Raw genomic sequence first — 14,913 nt, 5'->3', positions numbered from 1 at the left:
TTATGAATGGCCGGGCCAGGTCTGCAACAGGGCGTGTTGGCGCCAGGTGGGGGCCGCCGTGGGGAAAAGAGGGGTGCCGGGGCTAATCAGGCACAGGTACTGGGCCGCGCCCACCCGCTGGCGTTGAAAACCACTCTTCAGCACCGCCAGGCAATGTTCGACGGTCACCGGCTTGCCCATAAAATAGCGGGTGCCTTCGGCAAACGCTTTACTGTGCTGCCACCACCAGCGAGCGACCTTCTCCACATCCGGCCAGGGCAGGTCGTCGTCTTCATCCAGATCCACATTGGGATCGTCCGGGTCGTCGTTGGGTCCACTTTCAAAATCTTCCGGTGGTTTGCGTTCCAGATCCTGATAGGCCAGGTCCACACCCGTAATGAAGCTAAAGGATTCACCCGCCAGGCGAGTGAATTCAGGTTCCCCCATGCGCTCCATCAGCCAGGGCACATAGAACGGATCACCGGCCATGGCAACGGCTTTGATCACCGCTCTCTGGTTCTCCGGAGTTTGGGAGAGGGACTGGATCAGCTTGTGGGCGGCGGCCAAAGGCACGGCCTTCAGCAACAGGCTCAGGGCCTGCTGCTGGAATGGGCCCGGTTTGATGGCGAATTCCCCCAGGGGTTTGAGGCCGTGTTGCGAACCCAACAGGGTGGCGCTCCAACTGGCCCAGAAGCGTATGTCCGGTTCCGGGTTGGACAACTGCGCTGTGCACCAGGGCAGGTGCCCGGTCAGGCCCTGCTCCCCCACCGCCTGCAGCAGGCGGGCCTGCAGCCCGGGATCGTTGTCCCTCATTGACTCGGTTAAAAAGGGGATGGGCGTCGCGCGCTGCTGGGCGCTCGCAGCAAGACCGGTCAACCGCCAGAACGGCTGATCGGATGCCAGCAAGCGTAGGTAGCTTTGTGTGCCCAGAGGCTCCGGCAGCCAGTCGAATGCCGCCAAGGCACCCGCTTGGGTTTCCGGCAGGCTTTCTGCCAGAGCCAGCACATGGCTGACGTATTGGGCGCGATCCAGTTCAATCGCCAGCAGGGTTGCCACACACATCTCCCCCGGGTCGGGAGATTCCAGCAAGGCCTTGCACATGGGCCAGCAGGATGACGCATTGATGCGCAAGGCATCCAGATGCGCTGCGATGCGCTCATCCATGCGGCCCAACAAGGTGAGGTTGCCGTTGGCCTGGTGCACCAGGCCCAGGCGTTGATTGATGAGGCCACTCAGATCATCCAGGTGCCGTTCGAGAATCTGGGGAATGGCGCCTGTTGACATTAACCTTCGATCTCACTCAGGCTCCAACCCGACCCATCAAATTCAATGATGCCGTTGCTGCCGCTGGCAATCAGCTTGTCCGGCGCGGCGCATAACCTTTGCACCTGAACCTGCTTTTCCTGCACCAGGGCGTCCCCATCCAGCTTCCAGACACCATTGATACCGGCGGCCGCATAGAGGTCGCCGTCGAATTCCCAAAGCGAGGAAATGTCGATGGGGTCATCAATGCTGATAGGAGTGTTGGTGTGCGGGGTCAGCAGAAACAGCACACCCTCGACGCCGCCCACGTACAATCCGGTTGGCCCCTTCCAGAGCGCCATCAGAGTCACATTGGTGCCGCTATCAAGCTCCTGCCAGGCGCTGCCGTCGTAGAACCAGAGCACACCTTCCGCCCCCACGGCATAGACTTCATGTTCCGTGATGCCCAGGATCTTGTACAGCGCCCGTTCCTTGGGATCGGCATACACGGTGACCTGTTCCCCCTGGATGTGGACGCGTTCCCCTTTCGAGCTGATGGCAATCAGGCCGCTGTGCTCATTCCACCACAGGTCTTCCAATCCGCCACGGATGGGCAGCGGTACCACGGTTTCCTGACCGGCTTTTATGTGGACAAGGCGGCCATCCATGTCACAGGCAATGATGTCACCGCCATCGGTTAAGGTGAGGTTTGTGAGCCAGGCCTGCATCGAAAAGATACTGTCCCATTCCTCATCGATTTCCTGATAGATCGCCGACCACATGTCATCGGGATCATGATCGGGCGACGCAAAGTTGACGAGCGCCAGATTGATTCCATTTTTACTGGTGAGTGCCGAAACGGTAACGTCAGACATCAATCATCCTCATTAAATAGAGACTTTCTTTTTCGCTTTCTTGATATCGGGCTTCCAGGCGGAACGCTGGCCCGGTGGTCGTAACTGTTTGTCAGCGGTGCCCCCGCACTTTTCTTCAAAATACTTGTCCACTTCTTTCAGTATGCACTCGGCTTCTTCTTCCTTCAGCCCCGGTCCGGGTTTCTTCTCGGTGAGCTGATTTTTTGCATCCTGCCGGGCTTCAGCGTAGGTGGGGTTTTTGCCCCGATCCCGATAGCGTTTTGCATCGGCTTTTTGCATCCGCGAGACGCGCCCATGTTCGGTGCTCACATCGGTGCCATCCAGCAAGGCGATGCAGGGCGCGTCGTTTTCTTCATACCCCGGGCAGATAGCCTTGATGGTGGTGCCGCGGGGTTTCTGGAAATGGGAATTCTGAATGACGTGATGGGACTGCTTTTCGATGCCGGTTTCCTGCTTCAGGGCCTTGCAGTCTTTTTGCTGTTCGCTGTGGGGTTTCACCGGGTACTCGAACAGCACTTTCTCACAGTCCACCTGCACCGGTGGGGCCATGCCCTCCACTTCCGGAAAGGGGGGCGTCTGGCCCGGCTTGGACGCATGGTTGTGGGTGGTCAGGTCCAGATGACGTACCGCGTTTTCACCTTCAAATTTGACATCCATCGACCAGCTATTGAAATAGACCTTGCCCTGGATCTTGCTGGTGATTATGCCTTTTTTCGGTGCCGAGCCTGCTTCATCGCCGGAGCTTTTCTTGAAGCAGGATTTGTCTTTCAGCATCGCCTCCTGACCGGAAATCTTCACAGTGCCGGTGCCTCCGTTACAGTCGGAGGACAGGCCGGTATTCGGGTAGGGGATGGGCACACCCGGTGGGGTGGCCGGCGTTTGCGGTGGGGTGAAGCACACATCCGGAAAGGCACAGATGGTTTTGCCGCTGCCGGCCTTGCAGGAAACTTCCATGTTGTTGGCAAACACTTTATTGGCCATTATGCACCCGCTGTTTCATAACGTGAGATGGCCACTGCGCGTTGCCCGGCGTCATTGCCGAATTGGCAGAGCAGCTGCCTGCCAGAGGCGTACCCCTTGCGGCTGCCCGCCAGGGCGACCACCAGCATCACCACGCCCATCGCCGCGCCCACTTCACCAATGCAGTCGGCTGGATGCCAGATATAGAAATGTTCTTTCCGGGTGCGCAGGGTGCGGGTCAGTGCCAACGCCGCTTCCTTGAAGTAGTATTGCTCACCGGACACATCCGCGATGCGAAAATCCAGGTCGCCCATGGTGCATTGGGCATCTGCCAACGCGTTCTTGATGGCGGCGGTTAAGCCGTCAGCGCGCAATGGACGTTCTGCCGTTACGGTGGCCTCTTCCTGAGCAAAGCCCAACCCTTGGCACAATAACCGGCCGCGATCGGAGGCAGAGACTAACGATGGGTGGCAGACCAGAATGGCCGCAGCGGCTTCCCCCGGGATAAAACCGTTGGAGTTCTGGCTGGTCAGCAAGCGGTCCTCGGCCTCAAATTCCCCCAGGGTGGCGCCGTTCAACAAACTGTCCACACCGGCGATCAAAACATAGGGAAACTGCTTTTCATAGATCAGCTCCCGGGCGTGCTTCAGGGCCACCGCCGCGGACACCCGTCCCAGGGGAATGCCCCTGGATTCCTGTGCATGAAACTGGTAGCCGAGTTCTGCTTCGATCTCACCGAACAGGTGCTCTTCCAGCCCATCCATCCGCCCTGGCCGTTCCCGTTCCGCCACGCACAGGAACAAGGGGATTTCGCTGGGCACGGTGGCAAAGTGTTGCAGGCACTCCTGCAGGGCCATGCTGGCCATCTTCGCCAGTTTTGTGCGCCCGCGCCAATGGGTGGCCAGGGGCACACTGGAGCCGATGATCCATTCTCCGCCCTTGTCCACAAACCGGGTTTCCTGAAAGTTATCCATGGCGCAACGAATGGCAGCGCAGGCAGAAGGGGCGTCCAGGCCCACACCACATACCATGCCGGAATCTGCGATGACGACGGGTTGATTGCTCATGGTGTGCTGCCCTCGTGGCGGGTTTTCTTTGGGGCGGGCACCTGGTCCAGAGAGGAATAGTATGTCTTGCCCGATTGCCTGGCCCGCCACCAGGCTTTGGAGCGTTTGCCGGCGACCACCTGCGCAATTTCAAACATGTTCCTTTTCAGGGGCAGATGAGTGCGCCAGGTGATGGTGAAGCGTTGTTGATCCGGCTCGAACACCAGGGTATCGGCATTGGCATGCTGCTCAATGAGCGGGCCTTTGCGGGGAAAGAAATACACTGGCATGTGGGTGTGGGGTAAGTTGAACTGTACCCGGCCGTTGGGCGTCAGGTTGATGAGGATTACCTCCTCACCCCCTTGCAGATACGCAGTCTGTTGCTCCGCGGGCGCCGACTGGTAATACAGTTCATTAAAATCCGGCGGCAAAAAAGGGAAAATCTCATCCAGCCAGTGTTGGTCGTAGGTCCCGCCGTAGGTGGAGCGTGGGTGCCAGCCGCGACCAACGGGCCCGAAGGCTTGCGGCACATAGTGCTTGTGGGGCAGGGTAATGGGCACGTTGAACTGCTCCGTTCGGGGCATGGGGGCAGCGTCCACCCATTGGCTCTTCAGGTGTTGGTGAAAACCCAGCCCCACCGGGTTGGCGATAAACGCGGCGTGTTTGGCCTCGTTCTCATGGTGGTTGTCCACACCGCCGAACGCGATGTCATAGCTGATGGGTTGGCTGACAAAGGGTTGCGGTTCCCCCGGACGCACCGTTACCGCCGTGGATTTCCACACCCGGGGGCCAGTCACCACAAAGCGCTTTTGCACGTTACCCACTTTCATGCCAACCCCCACCCGGGGGCAGGGGTCGCCACCGGGGGCATAGGCACTGCCCAGCAACAGCACATCACAGCGGTGTTTTTTGGGAGCGAAATCCGTTTCATAAATGGGGGCGGACAGGCCGGGCTCACCGCTGAAGGTGTCGGCCATGACCAATGGCACCTGTTGTTCCAGCAGGCGCGGCCGTTCCCCGGCCAGCGGCAGGTGGTAAGTGCCTTTGACCGCAACCACCAGCAATTCCCGACCGCTGGGCTCCAGGCCCATGCTGTAGCCGGCCTGCATCCGGGTTGCGTTGATCAGCTCCATGGGTAAGCGCGCCGGTCAGTTGAGCAGAATGGAGCCGCCCTTGATGCGATTGGCTCCTGAGGATCGGCTGGAAATGTAGGTACCTTTGATCAGCACTTTGCCGGCCTGGGTCAGGGTGATGCTGGCCTTGCCGCAACGCAATACGATCTGTTGTTTGGCGTCCACGGTGAGGCGCTCGTCGTCGGCTTCCACTGTGACCTGGGCAGGGCGTTCCGTGGCGGGCCAGGCCGCTGGGGTTCGCACCACGCCCATGATCATGGGTTTGCCCGGTTCACCGTTTTCATATTGGATCACCACTTCAGAGCCGATGTGATCGCCGTGCAGCTCCACAATGGAACGTGCTGCCAGGGCTGTGCATGTCGGGGTCGGGTGAGGGACAGAGGCGGTGGGAGGTTGGGAAAGGCTGATCAGTGGGGTGGAGCCGTCTTTGAATCCGATGAGGGTTGCGGTATGGATCCCAAAGTCGCGCCGGCATTCCGGTAGTTGAATATTGCTGGACGAATCCTGGTCAATGTCCTGTTGTGCGCCCATGCCCCTCTCCTTAAACGTTGGGTTTTCAACGGTTTTACCTTAATCCCGTTTCATGGGTCAATGGCATTATTGCGATCCAGAGCGTGATAAATGTCGCGGAGTTCGGATGCTTTTTGAGCGTGCTTTTCTCCGGGCCGAAACCGCTTTGTTGTATGAGTGAGCAGGCCTGTGGCGGTATGTGTATTCATTTTTACGGAAAATGTCTATTAGTACCAAAAGCCGTAAAAGTGCTTGATGTTCCCGCTGGCTGGCCTATTTTGGGAACTGGATCACATTCCCACAGAAAAGCACCCTGGATTAAAGCGATGGACAGCGACTTCTCAACTTTTATCATTGTCACTCTGGCGGATATTGGCGTCTGCCTGGTGTTGTTTGCGCTGGTGATATTGCCCCGTTTCAACCGTTGGTCAGCGACGGAACAGTCCCAGTTTGAGGGGCAACCGAAAGACTACATCCACGACCGGGTGTTTCGCGAGTACGCCGGGCTGTACTTTCTGACCTACCTCGCCATTGCCTTTGTCATCAGCCAGGTGCCCGGGCTGGAAGGGATCTTCGTCAACAGTGTGGTGTCCCTGCTGGGGGAGAACGATCTCGCAACGCTGGTGCTGTCCCTGGGGCAACAACTGGGCTTTGCGCTGCTTTCGCCCTATCTGATTGTGTTTGTATTGCTGGTGCAGTTGGCGGCTCCCATTGCCAAAGCCGATGAACGCTGGCGCAGTTTTTTACTGGCCTCGGCCCGTGTACCGCGGGATGCGTTGAATCTCAAGCAGCAGATCCTGCAGTCAATGCGGGACATCCCCATGAACCACCGCAAACTGGACAGCGTTTACGATACCCTGGAAAGCCGTGGCTTTGCCGAATTCTGGGATCGGGTGGCACGGGGCGTGGACGTTCAGGAGACGCCCTTGATCGCCGGGCGACTGCTGGTGTTGAACCTGTACCTGGTGAAGGTGAATCGGGAATTTGAAGACCATTATCCCGGCATCAATGATTTGCAGCGCATCGAAAGTCGCCTGCTGGAGATTGCCGGTGTGTTGCCGGCCATGCTGGACGGTGCCAACCTGGTGGCGATTCAGGAGTACGTGGGGGAACTGGAGCGGATGCAGGCCACGCTGGCGGAAATGCTGGCCAAGAACGGCGTCAAGCTGTCACCGAATCAGCAGGAGGCCCATCAACTGTTGTCCCGCTACGGTTTTGTGATCCGTTTTACCGATCGCAAAGAGCTGGATCTGAAACTGCCCATCGCCCTGGTGTTTATGGGCACCTTTGTGCTCACCGGCCTGAGCGTTATGTTGTTTTTGCTGCTGTTTGATGTGGTGGGGGCCGACAACCGAAGTGGCGGTCCCTGGTTCACAGAACAGCGGGTGATGGGTTGGTCCATCGGCGGTGGTCTGTCTTATGTGCTGGCGGTGGGGTGCGGCTTTTACATGAATGAAACCCTGCGGAATCAGTTTGGCAACCGCAGTCCGGCCACCTATATCCTCGCGTTTCTGACTGCGGCGGCGGCCTCCATGGCGTTTTATGCGCTGTCCTCGGTGGTGTTCAAACCGCCGCACATTCTGCTGGCCATCAATTTTGGTTTGCTGGCCATCGTGGTGATCCGCAGTCGCGGGCGTCGGCTGATGACGCAACAGGCGGTGCAGCGCAAAGCCACCCAGATTGCGCTGCAGTATGCGCTGATCACCGGCGTATTACAGGTGATGATCCGCTGTGCCTTTTATATTTATCACAAGGAAGACTGGACCTGGCTGGAGCTGTACCAGCGCCTGGATCTGCCCGTGTTCTTTGTATTCGGCCTGGTGCGGGGTGGCGTGATCGCCTTCCTGGTGGCCTATGTGTTCATGGATTGTGAGCGGGTGTATCTGCAGGGCGCCCGGCGCAAGTTCCCCCGCATAAAAGTGGGCAATTCCGTGCACGCAGAAATCGGCGGTCAGCCCGGTGAAGTGATGGTACTGGATCTATCCGAGCGCGGTGCCATGTTGCGCCTGGAGGAAGGGCGCACCGTTCAGGTGGGTGAATCCATTGCCATGCTGTTCAGTTTTGGTCGCATGGAGGGGCTGGTGATGTCGGTGCGGGGGAACCGGGCCCGCATCTGTTTTCACTCCAAATGCATTGCCGACAGTTCGATCCACAGTTATATCCACGAGGAAATGGGGCTGGCGGTGTGATTTTGTCAGTGGATTCAGCCACATAAGTGTCATCCCTAAGGGGGATTTGAACAATCTGCGGGAAGTGGCTGAGCTGCGCCCCGGGGGAATGTGCAGCCTTGAAGTTTCCCCTGAATTGGCCATAATGCGCCTTTATAAAAATACCCATTACGATCCACGCTCACACGCCTTTGCACCCGGCTTTGTTATCCAGAACGTGTTATCCAGAACGTGTTATCCAGAAGCTTGTATCCAGAAATATGACCCCGTCGTTGACTCCGTCCCCCCACCGTCAGGTACGCCTGGTCAGGCTGCTTACCGAGTTGGCCCTGATTGAGGACGACTGGCCCCAGCGCGAGTTCGCCGACCGCTTGGGGCAGATGTTCAATTTTGCCGATTCCATCATTCTGGCGGACGCCCACAAGATGAAGCCGGAACGGGGTTTTATGGCGGTCACCGAGTCAGCAGATGAGCTCAAACAGGCGGTGTCCCATGCCAAGGGCAAGCTGGTGCAGGGCATCATCGAAAGCTGCAGCCCCGGCACAGAGCGGCCGAAGATCCGCTGGCCGGCCCTGGCAGAGGATGACCCGGAGCTCAAGTACGAGCGCTTTCACCGCTTTTATCTGTCGCACCAGCGGGAGCAGGATCTGGCCCTGCGGGCGCTGCGCTCCAGCGGTCGGGAGGCCCTCACCGGATGCTCCCCGGCGTTGAAAAAACTGGCGCTGCTGGATCGGGTATTGGAAGACACCCTGTGGGATCACACCGCCCGGTTTCTGGCGGCGGTGCCCCGTTTGCTGGAACGGCGCTTTGATCGCCTGCGTGCCGGCGAGGGCGAGGCCGGTGCCGAACCTGGCTGGCTTGTGCAATTTCGCAAAGACGTGCAGTCGCTGTTGCTGGCTGAACTGGACCTGAGGCTGCAACCGGTGCTGGGACTGGTGGAGTCGCTGGAGCGCAGCACGTCAGCGCAGCGCATCCGAGCAGGCACCTGAAACCGGATATATGAATAGAGGTAATTCCCCCATTATGAATCGAATTTTGTTTGGCGGCGCGTTCGCCCTGGGCGCTGTGGCGGTGATCTGGATTGCGGCCGGGTTTATCGGCAGCGATGCCCTGGCCCTGACCGTCACCCTGATGATCGGCCTGGTGTACGGTATCGGCTGCTTTGAAATGCTGCAGTACCGGCGAGCCACAGCGTCCCTGGGCGCCGCGCTGCAGTCGGTGCCGGCCCAACTGGAGCGCCTGGACCCATGGCTGGCGCAACTGCCCGATGGCTTGCGGAACCCGGTGCGCCTGCGCATAGAGGGGGAGCGGATTGCCCTGCCGGGGCCGGTGTTCACCCCCTATCTGGTGGGACTATTGGTGATGCTGGGCTTGCTGGGCACCTTTGTTGGTATGGTGGTCACCCTGCAAGGCGCTGTATTGGCCCTGGAAAGCACTACCGAGCTGCAGGCCATGCGCGCCGGGTTGGCCACTCCCATCAAGGGGCTGGGCCTGGCCTTCGGTACCTCGGTGGCCGGGGTGGCCGCCTCCGCCATGTTGGGGCTGATTTCCACCCTCAGCCGGCGCGAGCGCCTGAGCGCCACCGCCCGCCTGGATCAGGTGATCGGTGAGGAATTCCGCGGCTTCTCCCTCAACCATTCCCGGCAGGAGACCTACAAAGCCCTGCAAAGCCAGGCCCAGGCATTGCCCCAGGTGGCGGAGCGCCTGCAGTCCATGGCTGATCAGATGGAAACCATGACCCGCACCATGACCTCCGCCATTGTGTCGGGGCAGCAACAGTTTCAGGACACCGCAGCCCGGCAGTTTGCGGAACTGGCGAGCTCGGTGGAGCAGTCCCTCAAAAACAGCCTGGCGGAAAGCGGCCGCTTGGCCGGTGAAAGCATTCAGCCGCTGGTGAGTGGCACCATGCGCGAGCTGGCGCAGCAGGCACAGCACACCCAGGCAGCGCTGCAATCCCAGACCCGGCAGCAACTGCAGGAGCTGGCGACCCAGTTCAGCGCCACGGTGGTTGGGGTCAGCGATGCCTGGCAGTCCGGACTGGCGCAATACGATCAGCGCCAGCAACAACTGGTGACCTCGCTGGACGCAGCCATGCAGGGCTTTGACCAGCGTTTCAACGACATGGCGGAAGCCTTCCTAAATGGTGTGAACGGGCACAGTGAACAGGTGCTGCAGCGCCTGGGTGAAGGCGATCAGCAGCGCCTGCTGCAGTGGCAGAGTCAACTGGAAGGCACCAGCTCAGGGTTGGTGGCGGCCTGGGAACAGAACGCGAAAACCCTGTTGCAAGAGTGGATGCGTGTGCTGGATCAATCCAGCGCTCAGGTGCAGGCCCGCCTGCAGGCCGAGGAGCAGTGGGGAACGCAGCAAAGCGAGCGCCTGCAGCAATTGACCGCAACCCTGCACGCGGAGCTGGGTCAGCTGCGGGCCGAGGAAGCCAGCCGCGGACAGGCCGCAGTGCAACGCCTGGCGGATCTGGAAGCGGTGGTCAGCGGCCACCTTACGCAGCTGGGCTCCGCGCTGGAAACGCCTATGCTGGCGTTGATCGAAACTGCGAGCCAGGCGCCCAAAGCCGCGGCCGAGGTGTTGGAACAACTGCGTCGGGAAATCTCCAATAACATCGAGCGTGACAACGAACTGCTGGCGGAACGCCAGCGCATCATGGCGGACCTGAACGGCATTCTGGGCACGGTGGAGAAGGCGTCCACCGAGCAACGTGCCGCCATTGAAGCCCTGGTGACCGTCTCCACCGAAAAACTGGCGGCGGTGAGTGAGCACTTTGGCCATCAGGTGGGCGGTGAAACCGCCAAGCTGCAGGACATGGCAGACCATCTGGAAGCCAGTGCGGTGGAGGTTTCCAGCCTCGGCGAAGCCTTTGGGCATGCGGTGGAATTGTTCAGCGCGTCCAACGACAAACTGATTGAAAACCTGAACCGGGTGGAAGCCGCCCTCGACAAATCCAGCAGCCGCAGTGATGAACAGCTGGCGTATTACGTAGCCCAGGCACGGGAAATCATCGATCTCAGCATGCTGTCCCAAAAAGAAATCATGGACGAGCTGCGCGCCGGGGCGGATACCCAGGCAGCCGCCCGGCCAGAGCAAGGGGCACAACAGGAGACACAGCAAGCGGAGGCCGGCGCCGCAGCCGAGGTTGAAGTTGAAGCCGATGTCGAAGGCGATGCCAACAGCAAAGCCGCCACAGCCGCCAAAGCCGCCAAAGCCAAGACCGGGGTCGCTGAGGGAGAACCGAGCTGATGGAGCAGTTGGAGGACCAGGCCGACGCCACGCCCATCTGGGCCATCTTCGGGGATCTGATGTCCGGTTTGGTGGGGGTATTTGTGCTGGTGTTGGTGTGGGTGATGGGCATCCAGTTGGAACTGACCCAGAACCTGCAGCAGGAGGTGGCCAAACGCCAGGCGGAAGAACAGCGGCGTATGGCCCTGGAGGAGGCGCTGGCGGAGCCCTTGGCCAGTGGCCGTATCACGTTGGATAACGGTCGCATCGGCATCAGTGGCAGTGTGCTGTTTGCCCTGAATTCTGATGAGCTGCAGCCGGATGGGCGGCAATTGCTGCAGACCCTGGTAGTGCCACTGCAGGTGTATCTGCAGGAGCACGGTGAACTGCTGATGGTGAGTGGCTTTACCGACGACCTGCCCATCCAGAAGAACAACACCCGCTATCAGGATAACTGGGAGCTGTCGGCCCAACGGGCACTGACGGTGACCCGGGCCCTGATTGAAGAGGGCATGCCCCAGGCCATGGTGTTTGCGGCCGCCTTTGGCGCCCAGCAGCCGGTGGCCAGCAATGAGCAGGCGGAAGGGCGGGCCAGGAATCGCCGGGTGGAGATGGCGCCGGTGCCCCGCGCCGGCCAGGATGCGGCAACCGTTCAGGCTGCCCGGCCAGGCCAGGGTCATTTCTGACGTGGCGGGCCGGAACGACAGTCTGCAGCCAGATGCGTTGCAGCAGCAGTTGGCCCATTGTGGTTTGCGTTGCGAACAAATGCAGCGGATGCCCATGAATCAGGCCGATGCCATTCGCCTGTATCGTGCCAAGTCGATGCTGCGGCGTGCGGCCCTTGCGCGCGCTCCGCTGGCGCAACGTCTGTTGCTCAAAGTGGAAGCACTGATCGGCACCCTGGAAGCGCGCCCGGAGCCCGCGGCGCAGCGCCTTCAGGACAAGCCCGTTCAACCCCGTTCCGAACTGGCGGCTTTGTTGCGGCAATGGGAACAACGCACCTCCCGTGAGACGCAGCCCCAGGAGCCTGCGAGCTTCGAAGCCCTGTTGCGGCGCCAGGAAGTGGAAGCCCTGCAACAGGTGGACGATGCGGACGCGGTGGCCAGTCTGGATGCCCTGGCCCCGGCCGGTGAGCTCAGAGCCCTGCAGCAGTTGCGCGAGGAGTGGGCCCGGCGCAGCACTGAAAAGGCGGTGGCCAAAGCCCTGCAAGAGGCGCCGGAAGATGCTGGCCCACTCAATGCCCACCGTCTGGTAGTGAGAGCGCTGGAGACCATGCAGGCGTCCGCCCCGGAGTATTTGGGGCGGTTTGTGAATTACATCGAGACCTTGCTCTGGCTGGAGCAGGCGTCTTCCCGTTTGCTCTCCGGCAAGGACGACAAAGGCAAGCGGCGGCGCCAGTAGCGAGCCTGAGCCACTGGCAGGTTGCTAGTCGGTGATGGCCTTGGTGGCCGTTTGCGTGCTGGTTCGGCTGCTCCACGCCAGCCAGGCCGGCAGCGCCAGCAGGTCAAACAGCAACGCCATCAGGATGATCAGGCCGGTGGCATTGCCCATATCGCTGTTGAGCTTGAAGCTGGAGCCCCCCAGCAGCAGAAAACCGGCCGCCAGCAGCACACTGGTGATGATGATGGGCGCGCCGGAGTGATACAGCACCTGTTCCAGGGCGGCCTTGCCATCGGCGCCGCGGCGGCGTTCCAGCTGGTAGCGATTCAGAAAGTGCACGGTATCGTCCACCACCACCCCCAGGCACATGCCCCCCACCAGCGCCATGGACAAGCCCAGTTCGCCCACCAGCAGACCCCACAGCCCGAACACCGATACGATGGGCACCAGGTTGGGCAGCAGGCTGAGCAGCCCCAGCTTGAATGAACCCAGTACCACGGCCAGAGCCACCGAGATCAGCAGCAGCGCCGTCAGCACCCCGATGATCATACTTTTGATATTCTTCTGACCGATGTGGGAAAACATCAGCATGGGGCTGGAACTGAGGGTCTCCCACTGCGGGAACACGGTTTTGATGTGCTGGTTGATGCGGGTTTCCAGAGTCAGCATGTCCTGGGAGGAAATGTTGTGCAGGGTGATCACCACCCGGGTGGCGCGCCGGTCCATGCTCAGGCGGTCCGATACATCCAGGCCAAAGGGCAGGGACATCTCATACATCAACAGGTACTGAGCCGACAGTTCCGGGCTGGCCGGCAGCCGGTAGTGGGCCCGGTCGCCGCCGTTCATGTTCTGGTTGATCAGCTTGAAGGTGTCGCTGATGCTGGCCACATGACGCACCTCCGGTTGTTGTAACAGCCAGGTCTCGAATTCATCCAGCTCGGCCAGCAGCAGCGGGTCCACAGCGGAGGAGGACCCTTGTCGGCTGATGGCGTATTCCACGGAATAAATGCCGGTGAGGTGCTCATCGGTGTAATCGGTGGCAATGCGGAACGGGGTGCGTTCATCGAAGTAATCCACGAACTGGTCGTTGAGGGTGCTGTTGCCAATGAACAGGCTCAGGGCCACCGCACCACCGCCCACCACCAGCAGAGTGGTGACACTGCGTTGAGTAACCAGCCGCAGCAGCGACGGAATAATCCAGCGGTTCACCAACAGCTCCTTGCGCGGCCTGGCATTGGTGAGGTGCAGAAACGCAGGCAAAAACGTCAGTGACAGCATTGTGGCCAGGGTCACGCCCACCGCCACGATGTTGCCCAGGTCATGGTATGGGGGAACGTCGCTGAAATTCATGGTGATAAAGCCCACCAGTGTGGTGATGCCAGCGATCAGCATGGGTTTGATGTTGTCGCGGATGGCCTGGTTGACGTTGTCGGGGTTCGCCTGCTGCCATTGCAGGCGCAGGAAGCTGTTCGCCATGTGCACGGAGTGGGCCACGGCAATGGTGAGGATGATCATGGGTGAAATCGCGGAGGGTGAGGACAGCTGAATGCCCATCCAGCCTCCGGCCCCCATGCCGCCCACCGCCGACAGCAGGATCACCAGTACGATGCCGAAGGTGGCTTTCCAGCTTTGCAGGAAATAACGCAGCCCTACCACCACCAGCAACAGCATCAGCGGCAGCAGGGTGGACATATCGGCCCGCGCACTTTCGGAAAACGTATTGGACATCATGATCATGCCGGTCAGGTCCACCCGCGCGCCGGGGTCCAGCCGCTTGATCAGGTCTTCCACCTCGTGGCCGTGGGCCACAATGGCAGCGGCCTCTTTGGGGGAGTGGCCGGGTTTGTTGATGGTGACCAGTAAACCGGTAACATGCCCCCCCGGTGCGATTAAACGATTCACCAGCATGGGTTCGTGCAAGGCAAAGTGTTTCACGTCAGCCAGTTGCGCGGAGTCGAAGGCACTGTCATCCGGCACCAGGTTGTCCACGAACAGGTCGTCTCCGGCGGCGATGGTGCGCTGAAAATTGGTCAGGGAGTCCACTCGGGTGGAATAGGGTGTTTTCCAGAGTTCAGCGGTGGCGGCCTGAAGGGCACGCAGGCTGGTTGCGGTAAACACATCGCCGGAGGAGGGGGTGTACACCAGCAGCAGTTTTTCAGAGGCGCTGAAGTTGTCCTGCAGGTGATTGAAGGCCGCCAGTTGTGGATTATCGGCGTCGAAAAACACCCGGTAGTCCACATTGAACGAGAGCCGTGTCAGGCCCAGCCCCAGCAACAACACCAGAATCAGCGGCAGGCAAAGATATCGCCCTGGTGCCCGGCCAATGTTCAGGCCCAACATCCCTGTTTTCGTCAAAGTTGATACTCCAAGCACAAATCAAAACACTATT

Annotated in this window: 12 protein-coding genes; 5 read left to right on the top strand and 7 right to left on the bottom strand. The window is 60.1% G+C overall.

All coding sequences use genetic code 11. From position 1 onward, the window contains the following. Genes D9N14_RS07525 through D9N14_RS07500 form a run of 6 tightly spaced genes read right to left on the bottom strand, consistent with a single transcriptional unit; the run spans position 1 to position 5,766 of the window. Entirely contained in the window at positions 1-1,263 is a 1,263-nt protein-coding gene (locus D9N14_RS07525; RefSeq protein WP_290578626.1) for a TIGR02270 family protein, read from the bottom strand. Then, positions 1,263-2,096 carry a hypothetical protein gene (locus D9N14_RS07520; protein WP_290578624.1) on the bottom strand — a complete coding sequence of 278 codons (834 nt, stop codon included), beginning with the start codon at positions 2,094-2,096 and terminating at the stop codon, positions 1,263-1,265. The genes D9N14_RS07525 and D9N14_RS07520 overlap by 1 nt, the downstream gene beginning before the upstream one ends. Before the next feature lie 12 nt (positions 2,097-2,108). After that, a complete protein-coding gene (locus tag D9N14_RS07515; protein WP_290578619.1) occupies positions 2,109-3,077 on the bottom strand; it encodes a DUF4150 domain-containing protein in 969 nt (322 codons plus the stop codon). Beyond that, positions 3,077-4,123 carry a hypothetical protein gene (locus D9N14_RS07510; protein WP_290578617.1) on the bottom strand — a complete coding sequence of 349 codons (1,047 nt, stop codon included), beginning with the start codon at positions 4,121-4,123 and terminating at the stop codon, positions 3,077-3,079. Before D9N14_RS07510 ends, D9N14_RS07515 begins: the two co-directional genes overlap by 1 nt. After that, positions 4,120-5,235: a DUF2169 domain-containing protein gene (locus D9N14_RS07505; protein ID WP_290578615.1), complete on the bottom strand. Its 1,116-nt coding sequence runs from the start codon at positions 5,233-5,235 to the stop codon at positions 4,120-4,122. The genes D9N14_RS07510 and D9N14_RS07505 overlap by 4 nt, the downstream gene beginning before the upstream one ends. Before the next feature lie 15 nt (positions 5,236-5,250). Next, positions 5,251-5,766 carry a DUF6484 domain-containing protein gene (locus tag D9N14_RS07500; RefSeq protein ID WP_290578613.1) on the bottom strand — a complete coding sequence of 172 codons (516 nt, stop codon included), beginning with the start codon at positions 5,764-5,766 and terminating at the stop codon, positions 5,251-5,253. 305 nt (positions 5,767-6,071) lie between these two features. Between D9N14_RS07500 and D9N14_RS07495 the strand changes: the two genes are divergently transcribed. The 5 genes from D9N14_RS07495 (at position 6,072) to D9N14_RS07475 (ending at position 12,545) form a co-directional block, all read left to right on the top strand. Further along, positions 6,072-7,934 (top strand): PilZ domain-containing protein, encoded by a 1,863-nt coding sequence (locus D9N14_RS07495; protein ID WP_290578611.1) that lies wholly within the window; start codon positions 6,072-6,074, stop codon positions 7,932-7,934. A gap of 239 nt (positions 7,935-8,173) precedes the next feature. Further along, positions 8,174-8,902, top strand: coding sequence for a DUF3348 family protein (locus tag D9N14_RS07490; RefSeq protein WP_290578609.1), 729 nt, complete (start codon positions 8,174-8,176; stop codon positions 8,900-8,902). A gap of 34 nt (positions 8,903-8,936) precedes the next feature. Further along, positions 8,937-11,165 carry a DUF802 domain-containing protein gene (locus tag D9N14_RS07485; RefSeq protein WP_290578607.1) on the top strand — a complete coding sequence of 743 codons (2,229 nt, stop codon included), beginning with the start codon at positions 8,937-8,939 and terminating at the stop codon, positions 11,163-11,165. Continuing rightward, positions 11,165-11,830, top strand: a complete 666-nt coding sequence (locus tag D9N14_RS07480; protein ID WP_290578605.1) for an OmpA family protein — start codon at positions 11,165-11,167, stop codon at positions 11,828-11,830. Before D9N14_RS07485 ends, D9N14_RS07480 begins: the two co-directional genes overlap by 1 nt. A gap of 1 nt (position 11,831) precedes the next feature. Further along, positions 11,832-12,545: a DUF2894 domain-containing protein gene (locus tag D9N14_RS07475; RefSeq protein ID WP_290578603.1), complete on the top strand. Its 714-nt coding sequence runs from the start codon at positions 11,832-11,834 to the stop codon at positions 12,543-12,545. A gap of 24 nt (positions 12,546-12,569) precedes the next feature. On the opposite strand, the gene D9N14_RS07470 is transcribed toward D9N14_RS07475, so the two are convergent. Next, a complete protein-coding gene (locus D9N14_RS07470) occupies positions 12,570-14,879 on the bottom strand; it encodes an efflux RND transporter permease subunit (RefSeq protein ID WP_290578601.1) in 2,310 nt (769 codons plus the stop codon). Between the last annotated feature and the right edge of the window lie 34 nt (positions 14,880-14,913).

The sequence above is a fragment of the Ketobacter sp. genome, from assembly GCF_003671495.1.
Taxonomy (GTDB): Bacteria; Pseudomonadota; Gammaproteobacteria; order Pseudomonadales; family Ketobacteraceae; genus Ketobacter.
Note: the sequence above shows the minus strand (reverse complement) of the source record. Positions and strands in the feature narration are given on the sequence as shown.

What these genes read in the sequence shown, in the direction of transcription:
- D9N14_RS07525 (WP_290578626.1), bottom strand. Translation starts at nt 1,263, where the DNA reads ATGTCAACAGGCGCCATTCCCCAGATTCTCGAACGGCACCTGGATGAT.
- D9N14_RS07520 (WP_290578624.1), bottom strand. Translation starts at nt 2,096, where the DNA reads ATGTCTGACGTTACCGTTTCGGCACTCACCAGTAAAAATGGAATCAAT.
- D9N14_RS07515 (WP_290578619.1), bottom strand. Translation starts at nt 3,077, where the DNA reads ATGGCCAATAAAGTGTTTGCCAACAACATGGAAGTTTCCTGCAAGGCC.
- D9N14_RS07510 (WP_290578617.1), bottom strand. Translation starts at nt 4,123, where the DNA reads ATGAGCAATCAACCCGTCGTCATCGCAGATTCCGGCATGGTATGTGGT.
- D9N14_RS07505 (WP_290578615.1), bottom strand. Translation starts at nt 5,235, where the DNA reads ATGGAGCTGATCAACGCAACCCGGATGCAGGCCGGCTACAGCATGGGC.
- D9N14_RS07500 (WP_290578613.1), bottom strand. Translation starts at nt 5,766, where the DNA reads ATGGGCGCACAACAGGACATTGACCAGGATTCGTCCAGCAATATTCAA.
- D9N14_RS07495 (WP_290578611.1), top strand. Translation starts at nt 6,072, where the DNA reads ATGGACAGCGACTTCTCAACTTTTATCATTGTCACTCTGGCGGATATT.
- D9N14_RS07490 (WP_290578609.1), top strand. Translation starts at nt 8,174, where the DNA reads ATGACCCCGTCGTTGACTCCGTCCCCCCACCGTCAGGTACGCCTGGTC.
- D9N14_RS07485 (WP_290578607.1), top strand. Translation starts at nt 8,937, where the DNA reads ATGAATCGAATTTTGTTTGGCGGCGCGTTCGCCCTGGGCGCTGTGGCG.
- D9N14_RS07480 (WP_290578605.1), top strand. Translation starts at nt 11,165, where the DNA reads ATGGAGCAGTTGGAGGACCAGGCCGACGCCACGCCCATCTGGGCCATC.